A 13,307-nucleotide genomic window follows, 5' to 3' on the forward strand; every position below is an offset into this window, starting at 1 on the left:
TTTCACAAAGCTCAGCCCTTGATTTTCAGAGGTTTTCCAGCAGCGCCTCACCGCCGGATGTTTCGCAGACGCCGGGGTTCTCCTCGGCCTGCAGGACAGACACCTTGCCGTCATCAACGATCATCGCATAGCGTTTGGACCGCGCGACCAGACCCGCAGGCGGCGCGTCGAAATCCATGCCGATGGCCTTGGTGAACTCGGATGCCGCATCCGCCAGCATCGTGATGCCCGCAGCCTCCGCGCCTGTCGCCTCACCCCATGCCTTCATCACGAAGGGATCGTTGCACGACACGCAGATGATCTCATCCACACCCTTGTTCATGAAGTCGTCCTTGGTGCGCACAAAGCTGGGCACATGGGCGGAGTGGCATGTGGGTGTGAACGCTCCCGGCACGGCAAAGATCACCACTTTGCGACCTTTAAGCTTGTCTGCCATCTGCACGGGCGCCGGCCCCTCGTCACCCATCTGGACCAGTGTTGCGTCAGGCAGGGTATCGCCTTGTGAAATTGTCATTTGATGCGCCTTTCATCTGATTGCGTTTGCCGCTGTGCACCATATAGGGTCGCGTGCAGGGCAAGACCAGCGATTAGAGGGGCGGGAGCATGGGGCATGTGGTTGTGATAGGCGCAGGGCAGGCGGGGTCGTCCTGTGTCGCGCGGCTGCGCAACAAGGGGTTTGACGGACGCGTGACGCTGATCGGTGCGGAAAGCTGGCCCCCCTACCAGCGCCCACCGCTCAGCAAGGCGTACCTGATGGGCGAAATGGCTCTGGAACGCCTCTATCTGCGCCCGGAGAGTTTCTATTCCGAGCAGGACATCGATCTGCGGCTGGGCGAACGGGTACAGTCCATCGACATTGGCGCGCAGACGGTTGATCTGGGCGATGACGTGTTGCGTTATGACGAACTCGTCCTGACCACAGGGTCTGTTCCAAATCGTCTGCCTGATGCAATCGGCGGCGCGTTGGAAGGCGTGCATGTCGTCCGTGATCTGGCGAATGTGGACGCTATTTCGCCGCGTTTCGCCAGTGGCGCGCGGGTGCTGATCGTCGGGGGCGGCTATATCGGGCTTGAGGCCGCGGCCGTGGCTGCGAAGCTGGGCCTGAACGTGACCGTGGTTGAGATGTCGGAGCGGATTTTGCAGCGGGTCGCCGCGCCCGAAACCAGCGATTTCTTTCGCGCGCTGCACCGGGCGCACGGCGTTGATATCCGAGAAGGCGTAGGGCTGAAGACCCTGCTGGGCGAAGGGTCCGTGACAGGCGCGCGACTGAGCGACGGATCGGAAATTGACGTTGATTTTGTCATCGTCGGTGTGGGCATTCATCCCGGCACGGATGTGGCCGAAGCGGCCGGGATCACGATCGAAAACGGGATCAAGGTTGATGAACAGGGGCGCACATCCGCAGCCCACGTCTGGGCTGCGGGGGATTGTACTTCTTTTCCCTATCGCGGCGGGCGCATTCGTCTGGAATCAGTGCCCCACGCGATTGATCAGGCGGAATGCGTGGCGGACAACATCATGGGCGCCGGGCAGGAATACGTTGCCAAGCCATGGTTCTGGTCCGACCAGTATGACGTGAAGCTGCAGATCGCCGGGCTGAACACCGGCTATGACCGGGTGGTGACGCGCAAGGTGGACGCGGATTCGGTCGGGTTCTGGTACTACCGGGGTGACACCCTGCTGGCGGTCGATGCTATGAACGATCCACGCGGGTACATGGTGGGCAAACGGCTGATCGAGGCGGGAAAATCACCCGATCCGGCGGTGATTGCCGACCCGGAGACCGACCTCAAAGCGCTGCTGCGCGAGTGAGGATTATCGCGGGCACCCATCGAGGCACTGCACTGGCGGCGGTTGGCAAAGGCGATGCAGGCGCGCATCTGCGCCCGACATCTGACCGTGTGCGCGAAAGCCTGTTTTCAGTGCTGACGCACCGGGACGCTATCGACGGTGCGCGGGTTCTGGACCTGTTTGCAGGCACTGGCGCGTTGGGGCTTGAGGCACTGTCGCGCGGCGCATCGGAGGCCGTCTTTGTCGAAAACGGACGCGTCGGGCAGCGCCTGCTTGCAGAAAACATCGCCAAGCTGCGCATGGAAGCCCGGACACGGATCATGCGCAATGATGCAACCCGTCTGGGTGCATGGCCGATGGCACACTTTGATCTGGTCTTCCTTGATCCCCCCTACGGCAAGGAGATGGGACAGAAGGCGCTGGCTGCGATAGTGGCTGGCGGTTGGATCGCCGAAGGCGCGTTGATCGTCTGGGAAGAAAGCGCGCCGCAAACCGCACCCGAAGGATTTGCCTGCGTCGATACCCGCAAATACGGCGACACCCATGTGACGCTGTTGGAACGCGCCTAGACCGCCCTGATTGCCGCGCCAAGTCGTTCGATGCCTTCCGCAATCTGCGCATCATCCGCCAGCGAAAAGCTGAGCCGCAGCGAATTCGCACCCGACCGATCGGCAAAGAACGCCTGACCGGGGACAAAGGCCACCTTGTGATCCCGCACCGCCCGGTCCAGCAGGGTCGCCCCGTCCATCTCACGCGGCAGGGTCAGCCAGATGAACATACCGCCTTCGGGCCTTGTCCATGTTACCCCTTCAGGCATGTGGGTCTCCAATGCCGCCAGCATGGCGTCCCGGCGGGCAGCGTAGGTTCTTCGCAGTTTGGCGGTGTGGGCGTCGAAGCCTGACGCGGCAACCTCCGCCACGGCCATCTGATTAAGCGTCGCAGTATGCAGATCAGAGGCCTGCTTCATCAGGACCAACCGGCCGATGACGTCCCGCGCCCCACAAACCCAGCCCAGTCGCAGACCCGGTGCCAGCGTCTTGGAAAAGCTGCCGCAATACAGCGTTCGACAACTCTCGATACTCCCTTTCCGCGCGGTCTCCAGCGCCAGCATCGGTGGGATCGGCGCACTGTCATAGCGCAGCGCCTGATAGGCGGCGTCCTCGATCACTGCGATGTCGAGGGTTTCAGCCAGATCAAGGATGCTGTTGCGTGCGCCCAGATCCAGCGTCCGGCCCGTAGGATTGGCAAAATCAACGGAGGCATAGGCGAATTTCACGCGGCCGCCATGTGCAGCAGCGGTATTGGCATAATCCTGCGCCGTGCGGTTGCTGCCGGGATCAAGGCGGTCGAAGTTTGGTTCATAGGCATTGAAGGCACCCAAGGCACCCAGATAGGTCGGCCAGCCTACCAGCGCCGTGTCACCAGGCGACAGCATCAGCTTGCCCAGATAATCCAGCGCCTGTTGGGAGCCGGAGGTGATCAGGATGTTGTCGCGGTCGCAAGGCACACCAATTGCTGCCATCTGCCCTGCGATCCAGTCGCGCAGGGGCGCATACCCCTCTGAAACGGAATACTGCAGCGCTGTGGCCTGATGTTCAGGCGAAAGGGCGCGGGTCATTGCATCCCGGAAAGCCTGTGCAGGAAAAAGCGCCGGATCAGGGATCCCCCCCGCAAAGGATATGATATCCGGCTGCTCCAGCAACTTGAGCAACTCGCGGATTTCGCTTGCCTTCATACGGTCCATGCGGGTCGCGAAGATTTCGTGCCACTCCATAGGTCAACCTCCCTGACGTACCAGTGGAAGCACGATTCGCGCTTTATGACAATAGTTCTTACCTATTCAGCAATGGCGAATTCCCTTTATGAGCCGACCCTGCATGCCTATCATCCGGACCATGACCGATGCTGCCTACAGTGACATTCCGCGTATTTCCCGTGCACCCCGTCAAAGGATCGGCCGCCTGCCAAAGCCGCAGCCACTGGGTGTTCCGGTGCTGATCAGCGATTGCGTCACGCCCCTGGGCGGAGAGACGCTGCTATCCTTGCTGATGAAACGGATGATGCAGGGGGATGACGACGATCAGCGCTCGTAGGTCGGGTGAAACAGATCGCCGGGGGACAGGGTGAAAATCTCGACCCCGTCCTCGGTCACGCCAACCGAATGTTCGAACTGGGCGGACAGGCTTTTGTCACGGGTCACAGCGGTCCAGTCGTCTGCAAGGGTCTTTGTTTCCGCCCGGCCCAGGTTCACCATCGGTTCGATCGTAAAGAACATTCCCGGTTCCAGCACGGCACCCACACCGGGCTTGCCATAGTGCAGCACATTGGGCGGTGCGTGAAAGACGCGACCCAACCCATGCCCGCAGAAATCGGTGACCACGGACATACGGTGGCTTTCCACGAAGGTCTGGATCGCATGACCGATGTCACCAAACGTGTTGCCCGGTTTCACTGCTGCAATGCCGCGCATCAGGCTGTCGTGGGTCACGTTGATCAGGCGTTCCGCCTTCCGCGCCAGCTTACCGGCCACATACATCCGTGATGTATCGCCGAACCAGCCGTCCACAATCACCGTGACGTCGATGTTCAGGATATCACCGTCCTTCAGCTTCTTGTCACTGGGGATGCCGTGACACACCACATGGTTTACTGAAATGCAGGAGGCGTGTTTGTAACCCTTGTACCCGATGGTCGCGGATTTTGCGCCCGCCGCGTTGACCTTGTCCTCGATCATCTGATCAAGCGCACCGGTCGTGACGCCGGGCACCACATGGGAGGCGACTTCATCAAGGATGCGCGCTGCCAGCTGGCCAGCGGCATGCATGCCTGCAAAATCCGCAGGGTCGTAGATACGGATGCCATCCTTTGTCGTGCGGGCGGGATGCAGATCGTTCACCGGGTTCTCCATTTTTCGTTGCCCTTCTTTATCCTGCGGGGCGGCCAAGGGCTAGGGGGGCCGCTATGTCCACGCCGTGGGGGGTTATATTGGTACCAAGGCAAAGGGTTTCCACCCCCGCGCGCGTCGCCGCCTGATGCGCGGCGGCATAGGCAGGATCGATGTCGCTTGCCATGTCCACATGCGTGCAATCGGTGCGCTGCACAAGGTAAAGCAGCACGGCGCGATGCCCTGCCTGCGCCATTTCCGCCAAAGCAGCCAGGTGTTTGGCGCCGCGTGCCGTCACGCTGTCGGGAAATTCCGCCAGACCATGTTGGCGGGAAAGCGTGACGCTTTTGACCTCAACGTAAGCATCGGGCAGACCGTCGCCGCTCAGCAGGAAATCAATGCGGGAGTTTTCCGCGTATCTGACTTCGGCCCGGACAGCGCCGTAATCGCGCAGCAGTGCGATCTGCCCCGCCTCCAGCGCGGCGCGCACGGCGCGGTTGGGCAAGGCGGTATCGACGCCGGTGAAATGACCGTTCTCGTGATCGACCAGCCGCCAGCCGTATTTCAGCTTTTTCTTCGGATCGTCATTGGGCTCCAGCCAGATTTTCGTGCCCTCCGCCGCCAGCCCCATCATGGAGCCTGGATTGGCGCAATGGGCCACCACCTCGCGCCCGTCTTCCAGCGTGCAATCCGCAAGGAAGCGTTTGTAGCGGCGGATCAGCCGGGCGGGCACAAGTTCGGTTTGAAAGCGCATGGGTCCCGGCCTATACCCAAGCTTGCGCACGCTCAAGGAGAACACCATGCCAAATCCCACCGCCGCCATGCTTGTGATCGGGGATGAAATCCTGTCCGGGCGCACGCGGGATTCCAACATGAACCATCTGGCCAAGGCCCTGACGGCGGCAGGGATCGACCTGAAAGAAGCGCGCGTCGTCGGGGATGAGCGGGGGACGATCATCGCGGCCGTTCAGGCGCTGTCCAAGGTTTATGACAATGTCTTCACCAGCGGCGGGATCGGCCCGACCCACGACGATATCACGGCCGATTGCATCGCTGCCGCCTTTGACCGTGACATTGATGTGCGCGAAGATGCCCGCGCCATGCTGCAAGCGCATTACGACCGGGCGGGAACCGAACTGAACGCGGCGCGATTGCGCATGGCGCGTATTCCCGACGGGGCGACCCTGATCGACAATCCGGTCTCCGCCGCCCCCGGCTTCACGCTGGAGAATGTGCACGTCATGGCGGGTGTGCCCGCCGTTTTCGAGGCCATGGTCGCCTCGGTCCTGCCGACCCTGACCGGAGGGGATCCGTTGATCAGTCAGACCCTGCGGGTGGAACGGGGCGAGGGCGATCTCGCGGGTCCCCTGGGCCTCGTGGCACAGCGTTACCCCCTGTTGTCATTGGGGTCCTATCCCTTTCAGAAGGACGGCATCTTTGGGGCCCATCTGGTGGTGCGGGGGCATGACACGTCCATGATCGAAGCTGCAATGGCTGACCTGCGGGCCGCGCTCGCGTGAACGCCGCCCGGATCATGCAAGCGACGGACGCGACTTGGCCCGCCGCGGCGATGTGGGATGCAGATGGCTTTCGGCTCCGGGACGGTCAGGGCGGGGGGCAACGCGTGTCTGCCGCAACCGCGCTGGGGACTGTGAATGAGGCACAGGTCGCAGCGGCTGAAAAGGCGATGCTGGACAAGGGCCAGACCGCTCTGTTCAAACTGCATCCGGGGGATGACGCCCTTGACGCGATGCTGGCTGCGCGGGGGTACGTCCAGCGGGATAAAACCGTGATGTACCAGATACCGATCGAGGCGCTGACAGACCGTCCGATCCCCCCGGTGACAGCGTTCACCATATGGGAACCGCTGGCCATCATGAAAGAAATCTGGGCAACCGACGGCATCGGGCCCAGCCGTCTGGCGGTGATGGCGCGAACGGCGGTCAAAACGGCCATTTTCGCGCGCTGGAACGAAAAGCCCGCAGGCGCGGCCTTTGTCGCGCTTGATGGTGATGTTTGCATGGTACATGGCCTTGTTGTGTTGCCTTTCCAGCGGCGTCAGGGCGTTGCGGAATGGATGATGCGGCGCGCGGCCTTCTGGGGGCGCGAACAGGGCGCGCGCATCATGTCGGTGCTGTGCGTCGCTGAAAACGCGCCTGCCAATGCGCTCTACCGCGCGCTGGGCTTTGCCGAAGCGGGGCAGTATCATTACCGTGTGCTGCCGCCAACGTAAGGAGAGCCCGATGGCCAACGACATGCCCACCGCCCTGAACCTGCCACAAGTCGACCCGTTGCCTGCGGACACGCAGAAATACTTCGACGTCTGTCAGGACAAGCTGGGCATAATCCCGAACGTGCTGCGCGCCTATGCCTTCGATATCGAGAAACTGAACGCGTTCACGGCGATGTATAACGATCTCATGCTGGGCGACAGCGCCCTCAGCAAGCTGGAGCGGGAGATGATCGCGGTGGCGGTGTCCTCGCACAACAAATGCCACTATTGCCTTGTGGCCCACGGCGCGGCGGTGCGGCAACTGTCCGGCAACCCGGCCTTGGGAGAGGCGCTGGTGATGAACTACAAGGTCGCACCGATCGATGCCCGCCAGCGTGCCATGCTGGATTTCGCGCTGAAACTGACCCGTGAAAGCGCCAACGTCGAAGAAGCGGACCGGCAGATCCTGCGCGATCACGGTTTTTCTGATCGGGACATCTGGGACATCGCCAGCGTGACGGGCTTTTTCAACATGACCAACCGCGTGGCCAGCGGCACTGATATGCGCCCCAACCCTGAATATCACGCGCAGGCGCGATGAACCGCACGGGGCTCGCGCTTGGTTGGATGATGCTGGCCGCCTCCCCTTTGGCGGCGCTTGAACTGTCCTTGCCTGCGCCTGCCCTGTTGCTGGCGGAACGGAACAGCACACTGGATCGCTATGCCGCGCCAATCGGCCCGTTCGCCGACGGCGCTGTCGAAACCCGTGATATCGAGGGCACAATACGCCGCGCCGCCTGGCGGCTGGATGCGGAGGGGCAGACCCCGCTGGAGGTCATTGCACCGCTGCGCGACCAGTTGCAGGCAGCGGACTACGACATCGTGCTGGACTGCGCGGCTGAAGCTTGTGGGGGCTTTGATTTTCGCTTCGCGACGGAGGTGCTGCCAGCGCCGCATATGTACGTCAACATCCGCGCCTATCACGTCATCACGGCGCGGCGTGGCGGAAATGACGTGGTTTCCGTCATGGCCAGTACATCGGCCGGGGTGGCCTACGTGCAGATCATTCATGCGGCGTCAAAGGGCACGGGGGATACGCCCACGAAAAGTGTCACCGCCTCTCCGACGACAGTGACGGGGGCACCTCTGTCCAGTGGCAACATGGGCGATACGCTTTTGGCGCGGGGTCACCTGGTGCTCGATGCGCTTGATTTTGAAACCGGGGCAGCGGAATTGGGTCCGGGACCGTTTGATACGTTGCGCAGGCTCGCGGATTTCCTCAAGTCGCGCCCCGATCTGCAGGTGGCCCTTGTGGGTCACACCGACAGCGTTGGCAGTCTGGACGGCAACATCAGCCTGTCACGACGCCGCGCACAGGCAGTACGGCAACATCTGATCGAGGTCTACGGCGTGCCTGCCGCACAGATGGAAGCGGAAGGCATGGGATACCTCGCCCCGCTTGCCAGCAATCTTGACGCCGCGGGCCGCGATGCCAACCGGCGCGTAGAAGTCGTGGTCCTGCGCACCGAGGAATAAAAAATGCCCGACATCGGAAAGATGCCGGGCAAGAGGGGTCATGAACCAATGGCCCCATCCATGGGAGAAACACTCGTTACCAATCGCTGGGGCCCTTGTCTGCAAAGGCATGGACCAGAAAGTCGATGAACGCGCGCACTTTGGGCTGGGTGAACCGGCCCGGTGGATAGACAGCGTAGATGCCTTGCGTTTCAAGCGGGAGATCGGGGATCGCATCCTCGACCAGACCCTTTTCCATCGCGTCGGCATAAAGAAAGCTGGGCAGATAGGCGATGCCAAGGCCGGATATGGCGGCATTCAGCAGCGATTGCCCGTCATTCACGGAAAGCCAACCGGCGGTGCGAACCTGACGCTTTTCACCCGAAGGAGCGGTCAGCTTCCAGACATTGCCGCTGGATTGGTTGGAATAATGCAGCAGCTTGTGATCGTTCAGATCGTCGATCTTTTCCGGCCGCCCGTATTCTTCGAAATACTTCGGGCTGGCGATCATGCGCTTTGTTGTCTCAGTCAGCTTGCGGGCACGCAGGGTGCTGTCTTCCAGCTCCCCGATGCGCACGGCCATGTCGAACCCTTCCGAGATCAGCTCGACGTACCGGTTGTTCAGCACCATGTTGACCGTGATATCCGGGAAATCGCTCAGGAAATCCGACAGCGCGGGGGAAAGGTGGTTCACACCGAAATCCGTCGCCACCGAGATACGCAGCAGACCTGAAGGCGCCGATTGCATCGACGTGACCAAGGCATCCGCTTCGCCCGCATCATTCAGTACCCGGCGGGCACGGTCATAATAGGCCAACCCGATCTCTGTCGGAGACACCCTGCGCGTCGTCCTGTTAAGCAGGCGCGCGCCCAGACGGGCTTCAAGGGAAGACACGTGCTTGGACACGGCCGACTTGGAGATACCCATCTTTTTGGCGGCATCGGTAAAGCCCCCCTGATCCACCACAGTGGCGAATGCTTCCATTTCCGTAAGGCGGTCCATCAGTGGTCCCTTCACAACTTCGTTCGAGGATCAGGTATCGGAGCCAATTCAGGCGAGAAGGGGGCAGGCATAAGACAGTTGCAAGGTAATTGAAGGGATCGTTCATGGCATGGAAACATCGCAACGATCTGTTTCCATCTTACATGACAGCGCTTTTCAGAGCCAGCGGAACCACCGCAGCAGTCCCAGCGTCGCCACGGCCAGCGCAACCATCGACAGACACAGGATAATAAAGGCACGCGGATCTTCGAGGCCGGGCAACCCCGCAACATTGACCCCAAAGAGCCCGGTCAGAAACCCCAGGGGCAAGAACACACCGGCGGCAATCGACAGGACGTACCCGTGGCGGGCCTGCTTGCGCGCGACATCGAGGTCGTGATCATCCTGCACGGTGATCAGCCTTTCACGCAGCGCATCCAGTTCCTCGACCACGATTGTCGTGCGGTTCGCCAGTTCGCGCAGGACCAACCCTTCGGGTTCCGGGATCAGGGGGGCGCCGAATACCGCAAGTGCCGCAAGGGCGTCACGTTGCGGTTCAAGATAACGGCGCAGGCGGATCACGCTGCGGCGCGTGGCGGGCAGTTGCACAGGGGGCGGGGTTCTGTCGTCTTCAAGGTCCGCTTCGAAGAATTCCGTCAGCTTCTCGATCTGTGATACTTCGCCCTCGATCCGTCCGGTCAACAATGTGACCAGTGCGGTAATGAAGGCGGAGGGCGATGGCGGGGCCTGCTGGGCGATTGCGGTCTGGCGCAGGTCTTCGACCGCGAAGACCCGGCGCACCCGCACGGTGATGACCACCGCATCGGCCACCCACATCCGGATCGAAACCATCTGATCGGCAGGTTGACCGGTATTGAGGTTGATGCCCCGCAGGTTCAGCATCATGCCGTCCACATAGGCATCACACCGCGGCCGGGTTTCGGCCTGCATCAGTGCACCGGCGGGGATGTCGGGCAAATGCGTTGCCAGCCAATCCGGCAACATCGGGTCGGACGCGTCGAAATGCCACCACCGATAGCGGGCGGCACCCGTCAGATGGGTATCGGACGGCACATGTGTCGTGCCGTCCTTGGCAATGTCAAAGACGCAGATGGGCATGGATCGGTCCTGTTGGCATCATGGCCTGACAGTGCATCCACAGGCAGATCGCCGCAAGTCCCGCCTGTCAGAGCGTCGCGGCCAGACGTGTGCCCTGATCAATCGCGCGTTTGGCGTCCAGTTCGGCAGCGACATCGGCACCACCGATCACGTGGCAGGTCTTGCCCTTGGCTTCCAGCGCGTCCGCCAGTGAACGGTCGGACAACTGGCCAGCACACATCACGATGGTATCGGCTTCGATCAGCGTCGGGTTCTCGCGCGTCTCTCCGAAGGAGATATGCAGCCCGTCGGCATCGATCTTTTCATAGTTCACGCCCGCGATCATCTTGACGTGCTTCATGGTCAACGACGCGCGGTGAATCCAGCCGGTGGTTTTACCCAGCCCCTTGCCCACCTTTGAGGTCTTGCGCTGCAGCATGGTCACTGCGCGTGCGGGCATATGAGGCTGCGGGCCCTCGGGGGCGAGGCCCGCGCGGTGTTCCGCCGGGTCGGTCACGCCCCATTCCTTCATCCACTCCGGCAGGTTCAGTGTCGTGCTGTCGCCGTCATGCACCAGATGTTCGGACACATCGAACCCAATACCCCCCGCACCAATCACCGCCACGCGCTGCCCGACTTCCGCCGTTCCGTTCAGCACGTCGATATAGCTGACGACATTGCCGCTGTTCTGACCGGGGATCTGCGGATCACGCGGCACCACACCCGTGGCAATGATCACCTCGTCAAAATCATCCAGATCATTGGCAGACACTTCGGTGTTCAACTTCACCGTCACGCCCATTTCATCGACCATGGTGCGATACCAATCGACAAAGCCAAAGAATTCCTCCTTGCCCGCGACCTGCTTGGCCAGGTTGAGCTGCCCGCCGATCTCTGACGCGCGGTCAAAGACGGTGACCTTGTGACCCCGCTCCGCAGCCGCAAGGGCGGAGGACAGACCCGCAGGCCCCGCGCCGACAACGGCGATGGTCTTGGGGGTGTCCACCGGTTCCAGCTTCAATTCGGTTTCATAGCAGGCGCGCGGGTTCACCAGACAGCTTGAGATCTTCCCGCCAAACGTGTGATCCAGACAGGCCTGATTGCATGCGATACAGGGCGCGATCTGCCTGGATTTGCCCTCCATCGCCTTCTTCACGAAATCCGCATCCGCCAGCATCGGCCGCGCAAGGCTGACCATATCGGCGCAGCCATCGGCCAGAACGTCTTCGGCGACCTCGGGCGTGTTGATCCGGTTGGAGGTGATCAGCGGAATGCCCACCTTGCCCATCAGCTTTTTCGTAACCCATGCAAATGCCGCACGCGGGACGGATGTGGCGATGGTCGGAATACGCGCCTCGTGCCAGCCGATGCCGGTGTTGATGATCGTGGCACCCGCTTTTTCGATCTCCACCGCCAGTTGCGCGACCTCTTCATAGGTGGATCCGTTTGGAATGAGGTCGATCATCGACAGACGGTAGATGATGATGAAATCCTGGCCCACTGTCTCCCGCACACGCTTGACGATCTCGATCGGCAGGCGCATCCGGTTTTCATACGACCCGCCCCAGCGGTCGGTGCGCTTGTTGGTGTGGGTGACAAGGAACTGGTTGATGAAGTACCCTTCCGACCCCATCACCTCCACCCCGTCATAGCCCGCTGCCTTGGCCCGACCCGCGCAGGCCGCGATATCCGCGATCTGCTTTTCAATCCCTTCCTCGTCCAATTCCTTCGGTGCGAACATGGAGATGGGGGATTTGATGGCCGACGGTGCCACGCACTCAGGCGAAAACGCATAGCGGCCCGCGTGCAGGATCTGCATGGCGATCTTGCCGCCCGCCTCGTGCACACGGTTTGTGATCACCGAATGGTTCTTCACATCCTCATCGCTGACCATCATCGCCGCACCATGTGCAACCGACCCTTCCGGGTTCGGCCCGATGCCGCCGGTTACCATCAATCCGACTTCGCCGCGCGCACGGGTGGCATAAAACTCCGCGACCCGGTTCCAGTCCTGCGTTTCCTCCAACCCGGTGTGCATCGACCCCATCAACACGCGGTTCTTCAGGGTGGTGAAGCCCAGATCAAGGGGGGCAAGCATATGGGGGTAGGTGGACATGGATCAGGTTCCTTCGTCTGCCGGATGGGGTTTGCGCGACATGACCGCAGGTCTTATCCTAAGTCACGCAAAACGCCGCGTCACGCGGGCTTCAAACCCCAGATAAAACCGCAACCTGCATCCGCCACCTTTTGAGCGTGGGTCTTTCATGCTAGGCGACGCAAGATCGAGCGAAGGAGATGCGCCATGACCCCGGAAGAGATCGCCAAACTGCCGTACCGCCGCTGCGTGGGTCTGATGGTGCTGAACGCAGAGGGGCACGTTTTTGTCGGGCAGCGCATTGATCGCAACTATGACGCCTGGCAGATGCCACAGGGCGGCGTTGATCCGGGTGAAACACCTGTCGAAGCGGCCTTGCGCGAGTTGGGAGAAGAGACCGGCATCAGCCCCGATATGGTAGAGGTCGTGGCAGAGACGGAGGAATGGCTGCCCTATGACCTGCCGCATGATCTGGTTGCAAAGCTCTGGAAGGGCCGCTTTCGCGGACAGGAGCAGAAATGGTTCCTGCTGCGGTATCAGGGAACGGATGACGAGGTAAATATCGAGACGGAGCATCAGGAGTTTTCGACCTGGTGCTGGATGCCCGTGAACGAACTGGTGGAGAACATCGTGCCGTTCAAACGCAGCGTCTACGAAGGTGTGCTCAAGGCTTTTGCGGACAGGCTTGGTTGAGCAGACCGGGTTACCCATGGGTAACCCGTTAAAGTTG

General features: G+C 61.4%; 15 protein-coding genes. 8 read left to right on the forward strand and 7 right to left on the reverse strand.

Translation table 11 applies throughout. The annotated features are described in order from the left end of the window. Window positions 1-25: 25 nt before the first annotated feature. A complete protein-coding gene (locus tag AB4X18_RS09555; protein WP_432817336.1) occupies window positions 26-514 on the reverse strand; it encodes a peroxiredoxin in 489 nt (162 codons plus the stop codon). Between the two features lie 89 nt (window positions 515-603). Here AB4X18_RS09555 and AB4X18_RS09560 point away from each other — a divergent pair, with 89 nt between their 5' ends. Together AB4X18_RS09560 and rsmD are read left to right on the forward strand one after the other, a co-directional pair. Further along, window positions 604-1,812: an NAD(P)/FAD-dependent oxidoreductase gene (locus AB4X18_RS09560; RefSeq protein WP_370399860.1), complete on the forward strand. Its 1,209-nt coding sequence runs from the start codon at window positions 604-606 to the stop codon at window positions 1,810-1,812. Then, entirely contained in the window at window positions 1,809-2,360 is a 552-nt protein-coding gene (gene rsmD / locus AB4X18_RS09565; protein WP_370399861.1) for a 16S rRNA (guanine(966)-N(2))-methyltransferase RsmD, read from the forward strand. Before AB4X18_RS09560 ends, rsmD begins: the two co-directional genes overlap by 4 nt. On the opposite strand, the gene AB4X18_RS09570 is transcribed toward rsmD, so the two are convergent. Continuing rightward, window positions 2,357-3,565, reverse strand: coding sequence for a PLP-dependent aminotransferase family protein (locus tag AB4X18_RS09570; RefSeq protein WP_432817337.1), 1,209 nt, complete (start codon window positions 3,563-3,565; stop codon window positions 2,357-2,359). The genes rsmD and AB4X18_RS09570 overlap by 4 nt on opposite strands. Window positions 3,566-3,668: 103 nt before the next feature. On the opposite strand from AB4X18_RS09570, the gene AB4X18_RS09575 reads away from it, so the two are divergent. Further along, window positions 3,669-3,884: a hypothetical protein gene (locus AB4X18_RS09575; RefSeq protein ID WP_432817338.1), complete on the forward strand. Its 216-nt coding sequence runs from the start codon at window positions 3,669-3,671 to the stop codon at window positions 3,882-3,884. Here AB4X18_RS09575 and map read toward each other — a convergent pair. Together map and sfsA are read right to left on the reverse strand one after the other, a co-directional pair. After that, window positions 3,872-4,687 carry a type I methionyl aminopeptidase gene (gene map / locus AB4X18_RS09580; protein ID WP_432817339.1) on the reverse strand — a complete coding sequence of 272 codons (816 nt, stop codon included), beginning with the start codon at window positions 4,685-4,687 and terminating at the stop codon, window positions 3,872-3,874. The genes AB4X18_RS09575 and map overlap by 13 nt on opposite strands. A gap of 28 nt (window positions 4,688-4,715) precedes the next feature. Continuing rightward, on the reverse strand, window positions 4,716-5,429 hold the full coding sequence (sfsA, locus tag AB4X18_RS09585; RefSeq protein ID WP_370399864.1) for a DNA/RNA nuclease SfsA: 714 nt from the start codon (window positions 5,427-5,429) through the stop codon (window positions 4,716-4,718). A gap of 46 nt (window positions 5,430-5,475) precedes the next feature. Here sfsA and AB4X18_RS09590 point away from each other — a divergent pair, with 46 nt between their 5' ends. From AB4X18_RS09590 to AB4X18_RS09605, 4 genes are read left to right on the forward strand one after another with little or no spacing between them, the layout of a single operon-like run. After that, window positions 5,476-6,195 carry a competence/damage-inducible protein A gene (locus AB4X18_RS09590; RefSeq protein ID WP_432817340.1) on the forward strand — a complete coding sequence of 240 codons (720 nt, stop codon included), beginning with the start codon at window positions 5,476-5,478 and terminating at the stop codon, window positions 6,193-6,195. Further along, window positions 6,192-6,908 (forward strand): GNAT family N-acetyltransferase, encoded by a 717-nt coding sequence (locus AB4X18_RS09595; RefSeq protein WP_432817341.1) that lies wholly within the window; start codon window positions 6,192-6,194, stop codon window positions 6,906-6,908. Before AB4X18_RS09590 ends, AB4X18_RS09595 begins: the two co-directional genes overlap by 4 nt. A 10-nt stretch (window positions 6,909-6,918) precedes the next feature. After that, entirely contained in the window at window positions 6,919-7,488 is a 570-nt protein-coding gene (locus AB4X18_RS09600; protein ID WP_370399867.1) for a peroxidase-related enzyme, read from the forward strand. Next, window positions 7,485-8,423, forward strand: coding sequence for an OmpA family protein (locus AB4X18_RS09605; protein WP_370399868.1), 939 nt, complete (start codon window positions 7,485-7,487; stop codon window positions 8,421-8,423). The genes AB4X18_RS09600 and AB4X18_RS09605 overlap by 4 nt, the downstream gene beginning before the upstream one ends. A gap of 76 nt (window positions 8,424-8,499) precedes the next feature. Here AB4X18_RS09605 and AB4X18_RS09610 read toward each other — a convergent pair whose 3' ends face one another. The 3 genes from AB4X18_RS09610 to AB4X18_RS09620 form a co-directional block, all read right to left on the reverse strand. Beyond that, window positions 8,500-9,405, reverse strand: coding sequence for a LysR family transcriptional regulator (locus tag AB4X18_RS09610; RefSeq protein WP_370399869.1), 906 nt, complete (start codon window positions 9,403-9,405; stop codon window positions 8,500-8,502). 156 nt (window positions 9,406-9,561) lie between these two features. After that, complete coding sequence (locus AB4X18_RS09615) at window positions 9,562-10,503, reverse strand: CorA family divalent cation transporter (RefSeq protein WP_370399870.1); 942 nt, start codon at window positions 10,501-10,503, stop codon at window positions 9,562-9,564. Between the two features lie 67 nt (window positions 10,504-10,570). Continuing rightward, window positions 10,571-12,598: an FAD-dependent oxidoreductase gene (locus AB4X18_RS09620; RefSeq protein ID WP_370399871.1), complete on the reverse strand. Its 2,028-nt coding sequence runs from the start codon at window positions 12,596-12,598 to the stop codon at window positions 10,571-10,573. Window positions 12,599-12,784: 186 nt separating this feature from the next. Between AB4X18_RS09620 and AB4X18_RS09625 the strand changes: the two genes are divergently transcribed. After that, complete coding sequence (locus AB4X18_RS09625) at window positions 12,785-13,270, forward strand: RNA pyrophosphohydrolase (RefSeq protein WP_370399872.1); 486 nt, start codon at window positions 12,785-12,787, stop codon at window positions 13,268-13,270. Window positions 13,271-13,307 lie beyond the last annotated feature (37 nt).

This window comes from Sulfitobacter rhodophyticola, assembly GCF_041281685.2.
Classification (GTDB): Bacteria; Pseudomonadota; Alphaproteobacteria; order Rhodobacterales; family Rhodobacteraceae; genus Sulfitobacter.